This is a genomic window from Paracoccus sp. SCSIO 75233 (assembly GCF_027912675.1).
Lineage (GTDB): Bacteria > Pseudomonadota > Alphaproteobacteria > Rhodobacterales > Rhodobacteraceae > Paracoccus.
In genome coordinates this window covers 1,814,494-1,831,788 of sequence record NZ_CP115757.1, presented here as the reverse complement: position 1 = coordinate 1,831,788, position 17,295 = coordinate 1,814,494, and the positions used below count along the sequence as shown (strand labels likewise).

The following is a 17,295-nucleotide window of genomic DNA, read 5'->3' as shown; positions in this document are numbered from 1 at the left end:
GATGTCTCGAATTGGTAAAAGACCGGTCGAACTGCCCAAGGGCGTGACGGCCGAGGTCAAAGGTCAGACGATTGAAGTCAAAGGGCCGAAAGGCACCCGCAGCTTCACCGCGAATGACGATGTCGAACTGAAGATGGAAGACGGCTCCGTCGTCGTCAGCCCGCGCGGCCTGTCGAAGCGTGCGCGCCAGCAGTGGGGCATGACCCGCTCGATGGTGGCGAACCTGATGACCGGCGTGTCGGAAGGCTTCAAGAAAGAGCTGGAAATCCAGGGCGTCGGTTATCGTGCGCAGATGCAGGGCAAGACCCTGAAACTGTCGCTCGGTTATTCGCATGAGGTGAATTTCGAAACGCCTGACGGCGTGACGATCACCGCGCCGAAGCAGACCGAAATCGTCGTGGAAGGCATCGACCAGCAGCAGGTTGGTCAGGTTGCGGCAAACATCCGCGAGTGGCGTGCGCCGGAGCCCTATAAGGGCAAGGGTATCCGCTACAAGGATGAATATGTCTTCCGCAAGGAAGGCAAGAAGAAGTAAGGGGCGCGAAAATGGCACTGAAAAAGAGAGATCTGTTCCTCAAGCGCCGCCTGCGCAACCGGAACAAGCTGCGCGCGATGGCTGGTGGCCGTCCGCGCCTGTCCGTCCACCGTTCGTCCAAGAACATCTCCGTTCAGGTGATCGACGATGCACAGGGCCGGACCCTGGCTGCGGCGTCCTCGCTGGAGAAGGATCTTGGCGTGGTCGGCAAGAACAATGTCGATGCCGCCGCCAAGGTTGGCGCGGCAATCGCGGAACGGGCCAAGAAAGCCGGTGTCGAGCAGGTAGTGTTCGACCGTGGCGGTTTCCTGTTCCACGGCAAGATCAAGGCACTTGCAGATGCGGCCCGCGAAGGCGGTCTGAAGTTCTGATGACTGTGGGCGGCGCCGCGCTTGATCGTGGTGCCGCCCCGATGATCCGGGGGCAGGGGGCTTCGGGCTGTCCTGCCCACCTGGATTGAGTTGAACGGCGCCGGACAAGCGCGCCACCAAAGAAGGAATGCCGAATGGCAGAACGTGAAAACCGCCGGGGCCGCCGCGAACAGCGCGAGGAAACCCCGGAATTCGCCGACCGTCTGGTCGCGATCAACCGTGTCTCGAAAACCGTCAAAGGTGGTAAGCGCTTCGGCTTCGCCGCTCTGGTCGTCGTGGGCGATCAGCGGGGTCGTGTCGGCTTCGGCAAGGGCAAGGCCAAAGAGGTGCCGGAGGCGATCCGCAAGGCAACCGAGCAGGCCAAGCGCAACATGATCCGCGTGCCGCTGCGCGACGGTCGCACGCTGCACCATGACACCACCGGCCGCCACGGTGCGGGCCGCGTCGTCATGCGGACAGCCGTTCCCGGTACCGGGATCATCGCAGGTGGTCCGATGCGCGCCGTGTTCGAGATGCTGGGCGTTCAGGACGTTGTTGCGAAATCGCTGGGTTCGCAGAACCCCTATAACATGATCCGCGCCACGCTGGACGGTCTGAAATCGGAAGCCTCGCCGCGTTCCGTGGCTCAGCGCCGCGGCAAGAAGGTCGCCGACATCCTGCCGTCGCAGGAAAAGGCACCCGAAGCCGAAGCCGGCACCGCCGCGACCGAAACCTCGGCACAGGCGTAAGGAGAGGGCAACATGGCAAAAACCATCGTCGTCAAGCAGATCGGCTCCCCGATCCGCCGCCCCGCCATCCAGCGTGAGACGCTGAAAGGTCTGGGCCTGAACAAGATGCACCGCACCCGCGAGTTGGAAGACACCCCGGCGGTCCGGGGCATGGTCGCCAAGATCCCGCATCTGGCGGTCATCATCGAAGAAAAGAACTGAGAACAGGCCGGGGCGACCCGGCCTTTTTCATTTTCCCCGGTCTTTCTCTTTGGGGCGTCTCGATCCCGGGGCTTGCCCGTCGCGTCGCCCCGTATGGTTCGGGCCTGCTGCCGTTATTCCTGCCCTGACGCGGGCTGCGCAGTTGGCGGGGCAGGCCGGGGTTTCGGCTCCGCCTCATCCTCCGGGCCGAAGCGCAGCCGCTCGATCAGCACATAGATCACCGGCGTCAGCAGCAGCGTCAGGACAAAGGCGAGGCTCAGCCCGCCGACGATCACCGTCCCGATAGCGCGGCGGCTTTCGGCACCCGCACCCGATGCGCGGGCCAGCGGAACCGCGCCCAGCACGGTCGCAATGGTGGTCATCAGCACCGGGCGGAGCCGGGTGACGGCGCCTTCGCGCGCCGCCTCGACCAGCGGCTTGCCCGCCTCGCGCAGCTGATTGGCGAACTCGACGATCAGGATGCCGTTCTTGGCCATGATGCCGATCATCAGGATCATGCCGACCTGCGAGAAGATATTCACCGTCCCGCCGGTCATCAGGATCGTCACCACGGCCCCGGCAAGGCCAAGCGGCACGGTCAGCATGATGGTGATCGGGGTGCGGAAGCTCTCGAACTGGGCGGCGAGGACCAGAAACACGATGGACAGCGCCAGCGCGAACACCATGGCGATCCCGCCGGAGCTTTCCAGATAATCCGAGGCCTGCCCCTCCCACGCCAGAACCGCGCCTGCGGGCAGTTCCAGAACCGCCGCTTCGACCGCCGACATGGCATTGGCCAGATCGACGCCCTCGGTCAGATCGGCTTGCATCTCGATGGAGATCAGGCGGTCATAGCGATTGATCTCGGGCATGGTCGCGCCTGTGGTCATGCTGGCGAAGGCGGATAGCGGGATCAGGTCGCCGCGATTATTCCGCAGCAGCACGGACAGCATGTCCTCGATGGAGTCCCGGTCCTCCGGCGCGGCTTGCAGGATCACCGGATATTGCCGCCCGTCACGGCTGTATTCCCCGACCCGGCTGGACGCGAACAGAACCTGAAGCGTTTCGCCGACGGTTTCGGCGTCGAGACCCAGATCCTGTGCGCGGGCCCGGTCGATCAGCAGGCTAGCGCCCGGCTGGTTCGCCGTTGCGCTGACCTCGATCGACGCAAGGCGGCTGTCGCCCTCCAGCATCGCGGCGAGCTGCTCGGCCCATGCGGCCGTCCGTTCGACATCCGGCCCGCCCAGCATCCAGCGGATATTCCCGACTGAACCGCCGATGCCCAGACCGCCTGCGGGGCGCACGAATGTCGCGACCTCAGATATGGTGGCGAGTTTCGGGCGAAGGTCGGACACCAGCTCCCCCACACCCATGTCGCGTTCCCCCCATGGCACAAGGCTGACGAACAGCATGGCGCGCCGCTCCTCCCCCCAGCTACCGACGATGGCGGTGATATTGCTGATCGTCCCGTCTTCGCGCAGCGGTTCCAGCATCGCCTCGATCTTCCTGACCGCCGCATCGGTGTATTCCAGATTTGCCCCCTGCGGGGCAGCGACGAAGATCATCAGGCTGTTGCGGTCCTCATCCGGGGTCAGCTGCTTCGGCAGGTTCTGATAGATCGCGAAGGCACCAGCCATAATGAAGGCTGTGACGGCGAGGATCGGCAGAGGGCGGGCGATCATCATGTCCAGCACGGTGCGATATATCCGTTCCAGCCATTTGATCATCCGGTCGACGCCACGGGTCAGCAGATTGGGCCGGTCCTCACGCGGCATGGCCCGGGCCGCGAGTACCGGCGACAGGGTCAGCGCGACGAAGCCGGAGACCGCGACGGCCACGGCCAGCGTGATGCCGAACTCAGCAAAAAGCTGGCCGATTTCGCCCTGCATGAAGCTGACCGGCAGGAACACCGCGATCAGCACCGCCGTGGTTGCGATGACCGCGAAGCTGACCTGACCGGCACCGCGCCGCGCCGCCTCTGCCCGACTTTCGCCCATTGCCCGGTGACGCTGGATGTTTTCAAGCACGACAATCGCGTCATCGACCACCAGACCGATGGCAAGGATAAGCGCGAACAGGGTCAGGATGTTGATGGTGAAACCCAGCATCATCATCGACAGCGCCGCGCCAAGGGCCGATATCGGAATGGTGACGACCGGCACCATCGACAGCCGCAGCGACCCGAGGAACAGGAAGATCACCGCCGTGACGAGTGCCACGGCCTCCGCGAAGACTTTCAGCACCTGTTCGATGGAGCTTTCGATGAAAACGGCTTCGTCGGATGTGACGATCAGCGTCATGTTTTCGGGCAGGGTGGGGCGGATGCGCGCCAGCTCTTCCCGGACGGCGCGGGAAATGGCGACGGTGTTGGACCGTGCCTGCGCCTGAATGCCAAGGCCAAGCGACAGCGCGCCGTTGGAGCGGAAGATCGAATTGCGCTGTGCGGGCCCTTCCTCGATCTCCGCCACATCGCCGAGGCGCAGCGGGCGCGCGCCATTATTGCGGATCACCACCTGCCGGAAACCGTCGGCAGAGGAAAACCGGGTCTCCGCCAGCACCTGCAATTGCCGCGCCCCGGTTTCGATCTCGCCTGCGGGCAACTCGATATTATTCGCCCGCAGGGCGGAGACGATGTCGCTGGTCGTGATGCCATAAGCCGCCATCCGCGCCGGATCGAGCCAGAGCCGCATGGCAGGCGAGCGTTCGCCAAAGATCGCCGCATTCGCCACGCCGGGCAGGCGGGCCAGCCGGTCGGTCAGGAAGCGGTCGGCGAAATCGGACAGCTCCAACGGGGTCATGTCGGGGCTGGCGAGGCTGAGCCGCATCACCGGATCGCCCTCGCTGTCGTTCTTGTCGATGCGCGGCCGCTCCGCCCCGTCGGGCAACTGGTTCACCACCCGCTCCACGGCGTTGCGCACGTCATTCGCGGCCTCGTCCATATTCCGCGAGGGGTCGAAGGCCATGACGGTGCGCATCCCGCCACGCTCCGACTCGGTGGAGATGGAGCGTAGCCCGGTGATCCCTGCAAGCGCGCCTTCAACGACGGTCGCGACCTGATTGTCAACCACATCGGGCGAGGCCCCGGTGTAATCGACGCTGACGGTGATCTGCGCCGCCTCCACCTGCGGCAATTCGCGCAGCGGCAACCGGGTCAGCGCCATGATGCCGAGCAGCATGATCAGCAGGCTCATCACCGTGGCCAGCACGGGCCGACGCAGTGAAAGCTCCGGCAGGCTCATCCGTTGCCCTCCGGCGCGGCGGGGGTTTCGGTCGGGTTGTCCTGCGGGATCGCCTCTACCGCCGTGCCGGGGGCGACGCGGTGCAGGTTGGTCACGATGATCTGCGCTGAGGGTGACAGGCCGGACAGAAGCTCGACCCGACCGTCGATCTGCTGGCCGATCTCAATCGCGGCGCGGCGCGCCACCCCGTCTTCGGCCACCATCACCAGCGTCTGATCGCCTTCGACCTGAAGGACACGTTCGGGGATCGAGACGCCTTCGCGCTGGTCCAGAACCAGTTCGACCTGAAGAAACATCCCGCCCGCCAATGCGCGGTCGTCATTGGCGATCCCGGCCCTGATCGCAATCGAACGGGTGGCGGAATCGACGCGGCTGTCGATCCGGTTGATCTTGCCTTCGAACACGCGATCCGGCCATGCCGCCGAGGTCAGCTTCACCCGCTGCCAACGGCGCAGGCGGGGCAGAAGCGTTTCGGGCACACTGAAATCGACCTCGATGACTGAAAGATCGTCAAGCGTCGCGATGGCGGTCGAGGTATCTATCATCTGCCCCTCGACCAGATCGGTCAGCCCGATCACCCCGGCAAACGGCGCGCGCAGGCTGCGGTCCTCAAGCGCAAGACGGGCAGTGTCGCGATCCGCCTCGGCCCGCAGCAATGCCGCCCGCGCGGTCTGATACGCGGCGTCGGAGGAGCTGCCGCTGCGGTTCAACTGTTCCTGCCGGGCAAAAGCCGCCTCTGCCTCCGCCAGCGTTGCCTCTGCCGCTTTCAGCTCCGCCTGTTCCGCACGGTCGTCGAGCTGGATCAGCAAGTCGCCTGCCGAAACCTGATCGCCGGGCTGAAAATCTATGCTCGCGATTCGCCCGCCCGCGTCGGGCATCAATTGCAGCGCTTGCCGCGCCCGTGCGGTTCCCACGGCGCGGACGCTTTCCAGAAACCGCTGAGTTTGCGGCTGAACGGTTTCGACCTGCACGACCTGACCGCCGCCGGGCGGACGTCCGCCGGAAAACTCCGTGTCCTGCGCGGCCATCAGCCGGTCAGTGACATACAGCCCGCCGAAAGCGGCGGCCACGATCACGATTATGCCGAGCACGAGTTTCAGTGCGCGCATCTTGGCTGCCTCAACATGGTTTGGCTGGGACTTTGACAAGAATCATACGGATTGTTGTGCAGAACAACCGAAAAATGCGAATCGGTGCCGGGCTCAACGATTATTGACCATGCTGTGAGACCTTTCGCCGCGTGGGGTTCGGTGCCGAAATCCGGGTTTCCGGCGTGTTATTCGCAGCAAGCGATTGAAATCATGTAATCGGGAAAAGCTGTTTCAAAGATTGCTCCATCGCGGATGCGGCGCGGCGGCGCAGTGGCTGTTCAGCGTGTTTCCGATGCCAGCCCCGATTGCCGCTTGTAAATTCGTTCATCTCTGAAGCCTGATTTGCCCTGCCAGGTTTCGCCGCGAAACCTCATTCAAGATTAGTGATTTCAGGCCTGATGGACCGTCGGGCAATGCCTGCCTCTGACTGCGTCTTCACCTGACTGTTACAAAAACGACGCCAAATCGTTGCACAGGGCTTCTAGGTCATGTTGACAAATGGCGGATCCAGAGACGGATCGACGTGATGTCAATGAAGCCGAGGAAGCTTTCCGCCGTCTTGTCGTAGCGGGTCGCGACACGCCTGGCGTTCTTGAGCTTGTTGAAGCAGCGTTCGACCAGATTACGCAGGCGATACAGCGAGCGATCGACACCAATCCGCTTCTTGCGGGACTTTCGCATCGGGATCACGGGCAGGACGTTGCGCGCTTCCATGCCGTCTCTGATCTTGTCTGCATCGTAGCCGCGATCCGCGAGCAGCACGCTCGGGCGGGGCAGATTATCCGCCATCACCAGATCGAAGCCGAGATAGTCCGACGTCTGGCCTGGCGTGATCTCTGTCCTCATGGGAAGCCCGTGTGCATTGACGAGGAGGTGGATCTTGGTCGTAAAGCCACCTCGAGAACGGCCGAAACCCTGTCGTGGAGTCCCCCTTTAGCGCCCGCTGCCTGATGGTGGGCGCGGATTACGGTGCTGTCGATCATCTGCAGGGCGCTTGGCACAGCTCCGCTCTGGTTCAGTGCCTCCATGATGTCCTCCCAGAGCCCGGCCAACGTCCAGCGCCGGAATTGCCGATAGACGCTCGACCACTTGCCGAACTCCCCGGGAAGATCGCGCCAAGGCGCCCCGGTTCGGGCAATCCAGAAAATCCCATCAAGAACGAGGCGGTGGTTGGTGGGTTTACGCCCGTTCGGGGCGCGGACGGCGAGGATGAAGCGCTCAAAGAACGTCCATTCCTCGTCCGACATAAGGTCTCGTGCCAAGCTGGTCTCCATCGCAGATGCCAGCTTGAATCATGCTCAAAGCCTGATGTGAATCCCTTTTGTCAACACGACCTAGTCCCGGCCTTGAAAAAGGCAGAAATAAGCAGACCGCATATATGCAGATCGAAGCATCCAATGTAACGCGTATCTTCGGCAACACCCGTGCCGTGGACAGTGCGAGCTTCACGATTGACCGTTCCATGATGATCGGCGTCATCGGCAGCTCGGGCGCCGGGAAATCGACCCTGCTGCGCATGATCAACCGCCTGACCGATGCAAGCGAGGGACAGCTTCTTGTCGACGGCAAGGATGTCCTGTCGCTGAAAGGCGGGGACAAGCGCGCCTGGCAGGCCGATTGCGCGATGATCTTTCAGCAGTTCAACCTTGTCGGGCGTCTGGATGTCGTCTCCAACGTGCTGCACGGGCTCTTGAACAAGCGCGGCACCTTGTCGACGCTGTTCAATATCTGGTCGCGGGAAGATATCGACCGCGCCATAGCGATCCTCGACCGGCTGGGCATTGCCGAGCAGGCCCCGAAACGGGCGGAGGCGCTGTCGGGCGGGCAGCAGCAGCGTGTCGCGATCGCGCGGGCGCTGATGCAGGATCCGAAGATCATCCTTGCCGATGAGCCGATTGCCAGCCTTGATCCGATGAATGCACAGGTGGTGATGGACAGTCTGCGCCAGATCCACGAACAGGATGGCCGCACGGTCATCGCAAACCTGCACACGCTCGACACGGCGCGGCGCTATTGCGACCGGGTGATCGGGATGCGCAAGGGGCGGATCGTCTTTGACGGCTCGCCGGAGCAACTGACGACCGGCGTTGCGCGCGACATTTATGGCGCGGGCGCCGATTTTTCCGAAGCTGCAACCTCGACGGCAATCGACGGCCCCGCCGAAGGCGACCGCGAATTTGCCCAACAGATGCTGACGGACTGATTTTCTTAACAGGAGAAAACCATGAAACTCTTCCTGACCACTTCGCTGATCGCTGCTGCTCTGGCTCTGCCGGCTGCCGCGCAAGAGATCGCTGAGTTCAACATCGGCGTTCTGGGCGGCGAGAACGCCCAGGACCGGATGACCAGCAACGAATGCCTGCGCGCCTATGCCGAGGAAGAGCTGGGCGTTCCGGTCAAGCTGTTCACCCCGGCTGACTATGACGGCGTGATCCAGGGTCTGCTGGGCGGTTCGCTGGACATGGCATGGCTGGGTGCTTCCGGCTACGCGAAGGCCTATCTGACCGACCCCGAGGCGGTTGAGCCGGTTCTGGTCAAGACCAATCTCGACGGCAGCTCCACCTATTTCTCCATCGGTTTTGCCCGCGCTGACAGCGGTATCACCTCGATGGACGACATGAAGGACAAGGTTCTGGGCTTCGGCGATCCGAACTCCACCTCCGGCTACCTGATCCCGTCGGTCGAAATGCCGAAATCGGGCTACTCGGTCGAGCCGGGCGAGTACTTCGCTGACGTCAAGTTCACCGGCGGTCACGAGCAGACCATCGTTGCGGTCAATAACGGCGACATCGACGGCGGCGTGACCTGGGCTGACGGTCAGGGCGATTGGGAAGACGGCTACAACTCCGGCGCGCTGCGCAAGGCGGTTGATGCTGGTATCGTCGACATGAACGATCTGGTCGAGATCTGGCGCTCCAAGCCGATCCCGGAAGGTCCGGTCGTGCTGCGCAAGGCGCTGCCGCAGGACGTCAAGGACAAGATGACCGCTCTGGTCGAGGGCCTGATCGAGAAAGATCAGGAATGCGCCTATGGCGTCGCCTCGGGTGAGACCGCTGGCTTCACCCCGGTCGATCACGACGCTTACCAGACCATCATCGAGGTCCGTCAGGCGCAGGACGCCTCGGGCAGCTAAGCCTTAACATTGCGGCGCGGGGCATTCTGCTTCCGCGCCGTTTTTCTTTTGGATATTCCATGACCGATATCGCGCAGATTTCCGAAGAATATCGCGCCGCCGCGAGCCGCAAGCGGCTTTATAGCGGCTTGCTCTGGGCGATTTTCGCGCTTCTGATGATCTCCGGCTTCCGTCTCGCGAATGAGCGGAACGCGGGCGGGTTCTGGGACGGCTTGCCGAAATTCTTCGATTTCCCGGCTGAACTGGTGTCGGAGGCGGTCGAGAAGGCGGGCAATCTGCCGGGCCTGATGCTGGAGAATATTCCGGCCCTGATCGAGACGATCAATATCGCTGCCGTGGCGACCCTGATCGGGGTGATCGGCGGCGGGATCATGGCGCTTTTGTCGACGCCGGGGCTGGCGCCGTGGCCGCGCCTTGTGCCGCTGTTCCGCCGGATGCTGGACATTGCTCGCGCGATCCCGGAACTGGTCATCGCACTTGTGTTCATCTTTGTCCTCGGCGGCGGGCCGGTGCCTGCGACACTGGCGATTGCGTTTCATGCCGTCGGCGCGCTTGGCAAGCTATTTTCGGAGGTGGCGGAGAACGCCAGCCCGAAGCCGGTCGAAGGGCTGGAATCGGTCGGTGCAAGCTGGGTGCAGCGGATGTGGTTCGGCGTCCTGCCGCAGGTCGGGCCGAACTGGATCAGCTACGCCATGCTGCGGTTCGAAATCAATATCCGTGCCAGCGCTATTCTGGGCTTTGTCGGCGCGGGCGGTATCGGCTACGCGCTGCGCAATGCGATCAGCTGGGGGCAGGGGCAGTATGACGCTGCCGCCGCGATCTTCATCCTGCTGTTCCTGACCATTGTGTTTTTCGACCAGCTGTCCAGCTTCGCGCGTGAACGGCTGGTCCGTGGCAAGGCAGAGGGGCGCATCTGATGGCTGTGACTGATATCAGCGCAGAGGTGCATCGCGGTTTCGGCCGCCGCCGGGTGTTCTCGCTCGCTGTACCTGCTGTGGTGCTGGCCTATCTGATCTATGTCGCGGTTGCCTTTGATCTGGCCGGGCTTGCCAGCCGGGCGAGATGGGAAAACGGCGCGACGCTGCTTCAGGATTTCTGGTCCTACAAGACCCATGTGACACGCGAGAACCGCCGTGGGGATGGCGAAATCGTCACCGCGATTGAGGGGATGCGCAACGCGACCTATGCGCCGGGGCAGGAGCCTGAATGGGTCACGCCGCTGGCCGATGGCGGGGCGGAGATCAGCCTGCGTCGCGGCAACTCGGTCCTGATCGCCGCCAGTGGCGAGGTGACGCTGGAGGCGAACGGCGAGGTGTTCAACATCAGCCCGACTGCCGACGGCATCACCACAGACATCACCGACCCGCCCGACTGGGTCAGCCTGTCCGACAAACGCTTCATGGCAAATCTGCCAGCGGGCGGGCGTCTGACCGTCACCCGCTCCCGGACAGAAATCTTCCGGCGTTCGGCAGGGTGGGAGTTGTTCTTCTTCGATCTGTCCAGCCCGTATTACGGAAAATCCTTCCCGCAACTGATCGGCCTCGCCTTCGGTGGCGAGCGGCTGGATCCGACGCGCTCCAATATCGGCGGTATGGCGCAGGATTTCTGGAATAACAGCGTCTGGCATCACGGCGATGTCGCCTGGGCGATGTTTGAAACCCTGCTCATGGCGTTTCTGGGGACGTTCGGGGCCGGTCTGATCTCTTTGCCGCTGGCCTTCATGGCGGCGTCGAATTTCGCGCCGTCGCGGCTGGTCAGGCAGGTGTTCCGGCGGGTCTTCGACTTCGTGCGCGGCGTGGATGCGCTGATCTGGACCATCGTGCTGTCGCGCGCCTACGGTCCCGGCCCGCTGACCGGCACGCTTGCCATTCTGCTGACCGAAACCGGGACCTTCGGCAAGCTCTTCTCCGAGGCGCTGGAGAATATCGACGACAAGCCGGTCGAGGGGCTGCGCTCCACCGGGGCCGCGGCGGCGCCTCGGATCCGCTGGGGCGTGCTCCCGCAAATCGCGCCGGTGATCCTGTCGCAGCTTCTCTATTACTTCGAATCCAACACCCGCAGCGCCACCATCATCGGCGCGATCACAGGCGGCGGAATCGGGCTGCTGCTGGTGCAGGCGATCCAGACCCAGAAAGATTGGGAGCATGTGACCTATTACATCGTGCTCGTGGTGCTGCTGGTCATTGCGATGGATTGGGTTTCCGGTAAGGTCCGCGGAAGGCTGATCAAGGGTTGATGAGATGCATGTTCTGGTGACGGGGGCCGGTCGTGGCATCGGTCAGATGCTTGCCACGCGGGCGCTGTCACGGGGCTGGCAGGTGACGGTGACACTGCGCAGCGGCGAGGGGCCGGAAGGCGCGGCGGTTCATTGTCTGGATGTGACCGACCGTGACGCGCTGCGCGCCGCTGCCGCCGAAACCGGGCCGGTCGATGTTCTGATCAACAATGCCGGCATTATCGGGCCGGAGCGGCAGGACCCGCTGGATATGGATTTCGACGGGTTTGCCGAGACGCTTCGGGTCAACACGCTCGCCCCGCTGGCGGTCGCGCAGGCGTTCCTGCCAAATCTGCGGCAGGCAGGCAACGGGCGTGTGATTTCCATCTCCAGCCAGATGGCGTGGATGGGGTATCGCAAGGCCGACCGCATCGCCTATCGCGCCTCCAAGGCGGCGCTGAACAAGGTGATGCAGGGGCTCGCCACGCGGCTTGAGGGCGAAGGCATCGCCGTCGCGCTGGTCGATCCGGGCTGGGTGCAGACCGATATGGGCGGCGACGGTGCCGATCTTTCGGCGGAGGAGGTGGCGGACGGCATCCTCGACCTCGCGGCGGATATGACCATCACCGATACCGGGCGGTTCTTCCGCTATGATGGCAGCGAACGGGAGTTCTGATGCCGAAACTCTCCGCAGATACGCCCTTCATCCCCGAAAGCGCGCAGGTGAAAGCTTCCAGCTTTGGCCGCTATTGCGAGGTTGGTGATGGCGCGCGGATCATGAACAGCGAATTTGGCGATTACAGCTATTGCGACCGGCTGGCGGATATTGCCAATACCACGGTCGGCAAATTCGCCAATATCGCCGCGCTGACCCGGATCGGGCCGACGGATCACCCGATGCACACCGCCAGCCTGCATCATTTCATCTATCGTTCCGAATATTACTGGGACGATGCCGAGGCGGATGCGGATTTCTTTGCCGCCCGCGCCGCGCGGCGGACATCTATCGGGAATGACACCTGGATCGGCCACGGTGCCATCATCAAGCCGGAACTGCGCATCGGCCACGGTGCCATCGTCGCGGCAGGGGCCGTGGTCACGCATGATGTGCCGGACTGGATGATCGTCGCCGGTTGCCCGGCGAAACCGCTGCGCCGCCGCTTTACCGAAGACATTGGCGAACGGCTGATGCGGCTTGGTTGGTGGGACTGGGATCATCAGCGGCTGCGGCAGGCCCTGCCCGATTTCCGCAGCCTGCCCGTGGCGGAGTTCCTCGACCGTTACGAATCCTGATTGTCGAGCACCATCGTCACCCGCTCGCTCGCCCACCAGACGATGCTGCGCTCGACCGGGCGGCCTTTCGCGATATTGACGGCCTCGGTGCGCAGCAGCGGCCCGCCGGGATCGATCTGAAGCCGTGCCGCCTGCGCCTCGTCCGCAATCGTCGCCTTCAGCCGGGTCGTGGCGCGTTTGTATTCGGGCACCCCGCTCTGGGCGAGGGCACGGGTGATGGAGCCCTCGCCGGACAGCACTTTCGGCAGATCGGGCAGCATATCGGCGGGGAAAACCGCGCGGAAGATCGCGACCGGGCGATGATCTACGCTGGCCACGCCTTCCGCCACATGCACCGGCGCGCCTGCGGCGATCTGCAACCCCTGTGCCTCGGCTGTGTCACAGCTTCGGGTGACGACCGAATCGATCCGCCGGTTCGGCACACGCCCCGCCAGCTCGATATTGCGGTGAAACTGCGCTTTCTCGCCCAGCTTGTACTCGACAGGTGCGGCGGAGACGAAGACCCCGGCACCCCGGCGCGAATACAACAGGCCCTCGTCAGCCAGCACCTTCGTTGCGTGGCGCAACGTGTGGCGATTCACGCCAAAACGGGCCGCAAGCTCTGCCTCGGGGGGCAGCCTTGTGCCGGGACGCCACATGCCACGCGCGATCTCGGCGCGCAGCGTATCTGCAATGCTCTGCCATAGACTCATCTGTCACCAAAATTTCACGGTTCAACGGATTGTTCGGGGCACCGTTTCGGGTTACCACATGTCTAGTTGTATAGTGGATGGCAGGAACAATGTCACCTGAATCTTCAGATGAATTTCGAAAAGCCGCGCTCGGACTGCTCGCGCGCGCACCGGCGAAGAGATTGGCCGAATTGATCACAGAGCCGCCCGCGCATGATTATCTGCGCGCGCCGGAAATCGGGACCGTGATGGTGCGGGGCCGGGCAGGGGGAACGGGGGCTGCGTTCAATCTGGGCGAGATGACCGTCACCCGCGCCTCGGTCCGGCTGAGCGGCAGCGGCACGGTCGGGCATGGATATGTGCAGGGGCGCGACAAGGCCCATGCCCGCAATGCCGCGCTCGTCGATGCAATGTTGCAGGACGATGCCGATGAGGTCGAGACCGCGATCCTCGCACCCTTGCGGGCTGAGGAAAATGCCCGCCGTGCCGCAACCGCGACGGAGGCGGCCAGGACGCGGGTTGAATTTTTCACACTGGTCCGGGGGGAAGACGAATGACCGATCTGTCCGGAGGTTTCACCGATCCGCCGGTTCAGGCTGCGACCGCGTTTCGCGGCATTCTGAACGTCATGGCCCGGCCGGGCGAGATTGCTGAGGTTGCGGGTCATCACGGCCCCGCCCCGCTGTCAGATGCCGCTGCCGCTGTGCTGCTGACACTGGTGGACCGCACCACGAAACTGCATCTGGCCGCGAGCCACGACAATGCGGATATGCGGCAATGGCTGGCCTTCCACTGCGGCGCGCCACTGGTCGATGCGGGAGAGGCCGAATTCGCGCTTGGCGACTGGGCCTCGCTGATGCCGCTGGATCGCTTCGCCATCGGCACGCCGGAGTATCCCGACCGTGCCGCGACGCTGATCGTCGACGGCCATGATTTCGACGCCGCTCCCGCCACGCTTCGCGGGCCGGGGATCAAGGACACAGCAGATCTCGCCCTGCCGGAGCGGGAGGCGTTCGTCGCCAACCATGCCCGCTTCCCGCTGGGATGGGACGCGATTTTCTGCGGCGGCACTCGCATCGCCGCTCTGCCCAGATCGACGGAGATTTCCTGATGTATGTCGCCGTAAAAGGGGGCGAGCGCGCGATTGACGCCGCCCATGACTGGCTGGAACGCGCCCGTCGCGGGCCGGACGATCTGCCGGCGCTTGATACCGCGCAGATCCGCGAACAGCTTGCCGTCGGGGTGGCGCGGGTGATGGCGGAGGGCTCGCTTTATGATCCCGACCTTGCCGCGCTGGCGATGAAGCAGGCGCGTGGAGATATGATCGAGGCGGTCTTTCTGATCCGCGCCTATCGCACCACCTTGCCGCGCTTCGGTGCGTCGGAGCCGGTCGATACCGCGCAGATGCTGGTGAAACGCCGGGTCAGCGCCACGTTCAAGGATGCGCCGGGCGGCCAGATCCTCGGGCCGACTTTTGACTATACGCACCGCCTGCTGGATTTCCGGCTGATGGCGGATGGTGAACTGCCCGCCGGTGAAAACGCCACTGACGGGGCGGAGCAGCCTGAGGTGCCGCATATCCTGTCCTTCCTGAACCGCGACGGCCTGATCGAGGAAGCGGCACGGGACGACACCACCCCGCCCGATCTGACGCGCGAGCCGATGGAACTGCCCGCAGACCGTCCTTTGCGGCTGCAAGCCCTCGCACGCGGGGACGAAGGCTTCCTGCTGGGCCTCGCCTATTCCACGCAGCGCGGCTATGCCCGCAACCACGCCTTTGTCGGGGAATTGCGGATCGGTGTGGTTTCGGTCGAGGTCGATATTCCCGAACTGGGTTTTGCCATCGAACTGGGCGAGGTCGAGCTGACCGAATGCGAGACGGTGAACCAGTTCAAGGGCTCGAAAACCGAACCGGCGCAATTCACGCGCGGCTACGGTCTCAGCTTCGGCCAGACGGAGCGCAAGGCGATCTCCATGGCTTTGGTCGACCGGGCGCTTCGCTGGGAAGAATTGGGTGAGGATAATCAGGGCGCGCCGGCGCAGGATCAGGAATTCGTGCTGTCGCATTGCGACAATATTCAGGCAACCGGGTTCCTCGAACATATCAAGCTGCCGCATTACGTCGATTTCCAGGCCGAGCTGGAGCTGGTCCGGCGTCTGCGGGCGGGCGCAGAGCAGGAGGCTGCGGAATGACCGATCAGGCCTATAATTTCGCCTATCTGGACGAGGACACGAAGCGGATGATCCGCCGCGCGATCCTGAAGGGCATCGCCGTTCCCGGCTATCAGGTGCCGTTTGCGAGCCGTGAGATGCCGATGCCCTATGGCTGGGGGACCGGCGGGGTGCAGGTGACGGCGGCGACGCTGTTGCCGGGGGACACGCTGAAGGTCATCGATCAGGGCGCTGACGACACCACGAACGCCGTCAGCATCCGCAAGTTCTTCCAGCGGACCGCCGGTGTCGCGACGACCGAACGGACGACGGAGGCGACGGTGATCCAGACCCGCCACCGTATCCCGGAGACGCCGCTGACCGAGGATCAGATCCTCGTCTATCAGGTACCGATCCCGGAGCCGATGCGGTTTCTTGAGCCGCGCGAGACGGAAACCCGCCGCATCCACGCGTTGGCCGATTACGGGCTGATGCAGGTCCGGCTGTATGAGGACATCGCGCGTCACGGCGAAATCGCGACCAGCTATGCCTACCCGGTCGAGGTCGCGGGGCGTTATGTCATGGACCCGTCCCCGATCCCGAAATTCGACAATCCGAAGATGAATGATTGCCCGGCGATCCAGCTTTTCGGTGCCGGGCGGGAGCAGCGCATCTATGCCGTGCCGCCCTACACCACGGTTGTGAGCCTCGATTTCGAGGATCATCCCTTTGTGGCGAGCAAGGCCGATCATGACTGCGCGATCTGTGGGGCGTCGGACAGCTATCTCGATGAGGTCATCACCGATGATGCAGGGGGGCGGATGTTCGTCTGTTCGGATACGGATTATTGCGCCAGCCGGGTGCAGGAAGGTGCGGCATGAATATCGCTGAAGCACAAATGACGCCGACGGTGCCGGTCGACGGACCGCTGCTGTCGGTGCGCGGGATCACCAAGCGCTACGGCGCGCGGATCGGCTGCGCGGATGTCGGCTTTGATCTCTGGCCGGGGGAGGTGATGGGGATCGTCGGTGAAAGCGGTTCGGGCAAATCCACGCTGCTCGGCTGCCTGTCGGGGCAATTGCGTCCCGATGAAGGCCAGGTGATCTTCCGCACCGAGCGCGGGCCGGTCGATACGGTGACCATGTCCGAACCCGACCGCCGTCTGCTGGGCCGTACCGAATGGGCTTTCGTCCACCAGCATGCCCGCGACGGGCTGCGCATGGGGGTCAGTGCCGGCGGCAATGTCGGTGAGCGGCTGATGGCGACGGGCGCGCGGCATTATGGCCGCATTCGTGCAACCGCCGAGGACTGGCTGGAGCGGGTGGAGATCGACCGGGGCCGGATCGACGACCGCCCCTCGCAATTCTCCGGCGGGATGCAGCAGCGTCTGCAGATCGCGCGCAACCTCGTCAGCGGCCCGAAGCTGGCCTTCATGGACGAACCCACGGGCGGGCTGGATGTCAGCGTGCAGGCGCGGCTTCTGGACCTGCTGCGCGGGCTGGTGCGCGATATGGGGCTGTCGGCGGTGCTGGTGACGCATGATCTGGCCGTGGTCCGGCTGCTTGCCGACCGGCTGATGGTGATGAAGGATGGCCGGGTGGTGGAAACCGGGCTGACCGATCAGGTACTTGACGATCCGCAGCATGGCTATACGCAGCTGCTGGTCTCCTCCGTATTGCAGGTGTGAC

General features: G+C 63.8%; 19 protein-coding genes. 15 read left to right on the top strand and 4 right to left on the bottom strand.

Annotated elements, in window-relative coordinates:
• The first annotated feature begins 1 nt into the window (after position 1).
• From rplF to rpmD, 4 genes are all read left to right on the top strand, one after another.
• Positions 2 to 535 carry a 50S ribosomal protein L6 gene (rplF, locus tag PAF12_RS08840; protein ID WP_271106573.1) on the top strand — a complete coding sequence of 178 codons (534 nt, stop codon included), beginning with the start codon at positions 2 to 4 and terminating at the stop codon, positions 533 to 535.
• A gap of 11 nt (positions 536 to 546) precedes the next feature.
• Complete coding sequence (gene rplR / locus PAF12_RS08835) at positions 547 to 906, top strand: 50S ribosomal protein L18 (protein ID WP_271106572.1); 360 nt, start codon at positions 547 to 549, stop codon at positions 904 to 906.
• 134 nt (positions 907 to 1,040) lie between these two features.
• A complete protein-coding gene (rpsE, locus tag PAF12_RS08830) occupies positions 1,041 to 1,634 on the top strand; it encodes a 30S ribosomal protein S5 (RefSeq protein WP_271106571.1) in 594 nt (197 codons plus the stop codon).
• A gap of 12 nt (positions 1,635 to 1,646) precedes the next feature.
• Positions 1,647 to 1,835 carry a 50S ribosomal protein L30 gene (gene rpmD, locus PAF12_RS08825; RefSeq protein WP_147095542.1) on the top strand — a complete coding sequence of 63 codons (189 nt, stop codon included), beginning with the start codon at positions 1,647 to 1,649 and terminating at the stop codon, positions 1,833 to 1,835.
• 113 nt (positions 1,836 to 1,948) lie between these two features.
• Here the strand turns inward: rpmD and PAF12_RS08820 are convergent, their stop codons facing one another.
• The 3 genes from PAF12_RS08820 to PAF12_RS08810 all read right to left on the bottom strand — a co-directional run bounded on the left by PAF12_RS08820 (position 1,949) and on the right by PAF12_RS08810 (position 7,418).
• Entirely contained in the window at positions 1,949 to 5,053 is a 3,105-nt protein-coding gene (locus PAF12_RS08820; RefSeq protein ID WP_271106570.1) for an efflux RND transporter permease subunit, read from the bottom strand.
• Positions 5,050 to 6,162 carry an efflux RND transporter periplasmic adaptor subunit gene (locus tag PAF12_RS08815; protein WP_271106569.1) on the bottom strand — a complete coding sequence of 371 codons (1,113 nt, stop codon included), beginning with the start codon at positions 6,160 to 6,162 and terminating at the stop codon, positions 5,050 to 5,052. Before PAF12_RS08815 ends, PAF12_RS08820 begins: the two co-directional genes overlap by 4 nt.
• A 468-nt stretch (positions 6,163 to 6,630) precedes the next feature.
• Positions 6,631 to 7,418, bottom strand: a protein-coding gene (locus PAF12_RS08810; protein ID WP_173485039.1) for an IS5 family transposase whose coding sequence is annotated in 2 segments (ribosomal slippage) — positions 6,631 to 7,079 and positions 7,079 to 7,418 — 789 coding nt in all. Because the reading frame shifts where the segments join, the coding sequence is not laid out codon by codon here.
• A gap of 104 nt (positions 7,419 to 7,522) precedes the next feature.
• Between PAF12_RS08810 and phnC the strand changes: the two genes are divergently transcribed.
• The 6 genes from phnC to PAF12_RS08780 are packed head-to-tail and all read left to right on the top strand — an operon-like array spanning position 7,523 to position 12,785.
• The gene (phnC, locus tag PAF12_RS08805; protein ID WP_271106568.1) at positions 7,523 to 8,347 is read left to right on the top strand and encodes a phosphonate ABC transporter ATP-binding protein; all 825 of its coding nucleotides are present in this window, start codon (positions 7,523 to 7,525) and stop codon (positions 8,345 to 8,347) included.
• A gap of 21 nt (positions 8,348 to 8,368) precedes the next feature.
• Positions 8,369 to 9,277 carry a phosphonate ABC transporter substrate-binding protein gene (phnD, locus tag PAF12_RS08800; protein WP_271106567.1) on the top strand — a complete coding sequence of 303 codons (909 nt, stop codon included), beginning with the start codon at positions 8,369 to 8,371 and terminating at the stop codon, positions 9,275 to 9,277.
• A 59-nt stretch (positions 9,278 to 9,336) separates the two neighbouring features.
• Positions 9,337 to 10,194, top strand: coding sequence for a phosphonate ABC transporter, permease protein PhnE (phnE, locus tag PAF12_RS08795; protein WP_271106566.1), 858 nt, complete (start codon positions 9,337 to 9,339; stop codon positions 10,192 to 10,194).
• Positions 10,194 to 11,513 carry a phosphonate ABC transporter, permease protein PhnE gene (gene phnE / locus PAF12_RS08790; RefSeq protein WP_271106565.1) on the top strand — a complete coding sequence of 440 codons (1,320 nt, stop codon included), beginning with the start codon at positions 10,194 to 10,196 and terminating at the stop codon, positions 11,511 to 11,513. The genes phnE (PAF12_RS08795) and phnE (PAF12_RS08790) overlap by 1 nt, the downstream gene beginning before the upstream one ends.
• 4 nt (positions 11,514 to 11,517) lie before the next feature.
• Entirely contained in the window at positions 11,518 to 12,168 is a 651-nt protein-coding gene (locus PAF12_RS08785; RefSeq protein ID WP_271106564.1) for an SDR family NAD(P)-dependent oxidoreductase, read from the top strand.
• Positions 12,168 to 12,785 carry a chloramphenicol acetyltransferase gene (locus PAF12_RS08780; RefSeq protein ID WP_271106563.1) on the top strand — a complete coding sequence of 206 codons (618 nt, stop codon included), beginning with the start codon at positions 12,168 to 12,170 and terminating at the stop codon, positions 12,783 to 12,785. Before PAF12_RS08785 ends, PAF12_RS08780 begins: the two co-directional genes overlap by 1 nt.
• On the opposite strand, the gene phnF is transcribed toward PAF12_RS08780, so the two are convergent.
• A complete protein-coding gene (gene phnF, locus PAF12_RS08775) occupies positions 12,773 to 13,477 on the bottom strand; it encodes a phosphonate metabolism transcriptional regulator PhnF (protein WP_271106562.1) in 705 nt (234 codons plus the stop codon). The genes PAF12_RS08780 and phnF overlap by 13 nt on opposite strands.
• A gap of 77 nt (positions 13,478 to 13,554) precedes the next feature.
• Here phnF and phnG point away from each other — a divergent pair, with 77 nt between their 5' ends.
• Genes phnG through phnK form a run of 5 tightly spaced genes read left to right on the top strand, consistent with a single transcriptional unit; the run spans position 13,555 to position 17,294 of the window.
• The gene (gene phnG, locus PAF12_RS08770) at positions 13,555 to 14,013 is read left to right on the top strand and encodes a phosphonate C-P lyase system protein PhnG (RefSeq protein WP_271106561.1); all 459 of its coding nucleotides are present in this window, start codon (positions 13,555 to 13,557) and stop codon (positions 14,011 to 14,013) included.
• Positions 14,010 to 14,567 carry a phosphonate C-P lyase system protein PhnH gene (gene phnH / locus PAF12_RS08765; RefSeq protein WP_271106560.1) on the top strand — a complete coding sequence of 186 codons (558 nt, stop codon included), beginning with the start codon at positions 14,010 to 14,012 and terminating at the stop codon, positions 14,565 to 14,567. The genes phnG and phnH overlap by 4 nt, the downstream gene beginning before the upstream one ends.
• On the top strand, positions 14,567 to 15,649 hold the full coding sequence (locus PAF12_RS08760) for a carbon-phosphorus lyase complex subunit PhnI (RefSeq protein ID WP_271109679.1): 1,083 nt from the start codon (positions 14,567 to 14,569) through the stop codon (positions 15,647 to 15,649). The genes phnH and PAF12_RS08760 overlap by 1 nt, the downstream gene beginning before the upstream one ends.
• Positions 15,646 to 16,488, top strand: a complete 843-nt coding sequence (locus tag PAF12_RS08755) for an alpha-D-ribose 1-methylphosphonate 5-phosphate C-P-lyase PhnJ (protein WP_271106559.1) — start codon at positions 15,646 to 15,648, stop codon at positions 16,486 to 16,488. The genes PAF12_RS08760 and PAF12_RS08755 overlap by 4 nt, the downstream gene beginning before the upstream one ends.
• Entirely contained in the window at positions 16,485 to 17,294 is an 810-nt protein-coding gene (gene phnK / locus PAF12_RS08750) for a phosphonate C-P lyase system protein PhnK (protein WP_271106558.1), read from the top strand. Before PAF12_RS08755 ends, phnK begins: the two co-directional genes overlap by 4 nt.
• Position 17,295 lies beyond the last annotated feature (1 nt).

Excerpts from the sequence above, each read along its gene's own strand:
- rplF (WP_271106573.1), top strand. The coding sequence starts at position 2 with ATGTCTCGAATTGGTAAAAGACCGGTCGAACTGCCCAAGGGCGTGACG.
- rplR (WP_271106572.1), top strand. The coding sequence starts at position 547 with ATGGCACTGAAAAAGAGAGATCTGTTCCTCAAGCGCCGCCTGCGCAAC.
- rpsE (WP_271106571.1), top strand. The coding sequence starts at position 1,041 with ATGGCAGAACGTGAAAACCGCCGGGGCCGCCGCGAACAGCGCGAGGAA.
- rpmD (WP_147095542.1), top strand. The coding sequence starts at position 1,647 with ATGGCAAAAACCATCGTCGTCAAGCAGATCGGCTCCCCGATCCGCCGC.
- PAF12_RS08820 (WP_271106570.1), bottom strand. The coding sequence starts at position 5,053 with ATGAGCCTGCCGGAGCTTTCACTGCGTCGGCCCGTGCTGGCCACGGTG.
- PAF12_RS08815 (WP_271106569.1), bottom strand. The coding sequence starts at position 6,162 with ATGCGCGCACTGAAACTCGTGCTCGGCATAATCGTGATCGTGGCCGCC.
- phnC (WP_271106568.1), top strand. The coding sequence starts at position 7,523 with ATGCAGATCGAAGCATCCAATGTAACGCGTATCTTCGGCAACACCCGT.
- phnD (WP_271106567.1), top strand. The coding sequence starts at position 8,369 with ATGAAACTCTTCCTGACCACTTCGCTGATCGCTGCTGCTCTGGCTCTG.
- phnE (WP_271106566.1), top strand. The coding sequence starts at position 9,337 with ATGACCGATATCGCGCAGATTTCCGAAGAATATCGCGCCGCCGCGAGC.
- phnE (WP_271106565.1), top strand. The coding sequence starts at position 10,194 with ATGGCTGTGACTGATATCAGCGCAGAGGTGCATCGCGGTTTCGGCCGC.
- PAF12_RS08785 (WP_271106564.1), top strand. The coding sequence starts at position 11,518 with ATGCATGTTCTGGTGACGGGGGCCGGTCGTGGCATCGGTCAGATGCTT.
- PAF12_RS08780 (WP_271106563.1), top strand. The coding sequence starts at position 12,168 with ATGCCGAAACTCTCCGCAGATACGCCCTTCATCCCCGAAAGCGCGCAG.
- phnF (WP_271106562.1), bottom strand. The coding sequence starts at position 13,477 with ATGAGTCTATGGCAGAGCATTGCAGATACGCTGCGCGCCGAGATCGCG.
- phnG (WP_271106561.1), top strand. The coding sequence starts at position 13,555 with ATGGCAGGAACAATGTCACCTGAATCTTCAGATGAATTTCGAAAAGCC.
- phnH (WP_271106560.1), top strand. The coding sequence starts at position 14,010 with ATGACCGATCTGTCCGGAGGTTTCACCGATCCGCCGGTTCAGGCTGCG.
- PAF12_RS08760 (WP_271109679.1), top strand. The coding sequence starts at position 14,567 with ATGTATGTCGCCGTAAAAGGGGGCGAGCGCGCGATTGACGCCGCCCAT.
- PAF12_RS08755 (WP_271106559.1), top strand. The coding sequence starts at position 15,646 with ATGACCGATCAGGCCTATAATTTCGCCTATCTGGACGAGGACACGAAG.
- phnK (WP_271106558.1), top strand. The coding sequence starts at position 16,485 with ATGAATATCGCTGAAGCACAAATGACGCCGACGGTGCCGGTCGACGGA.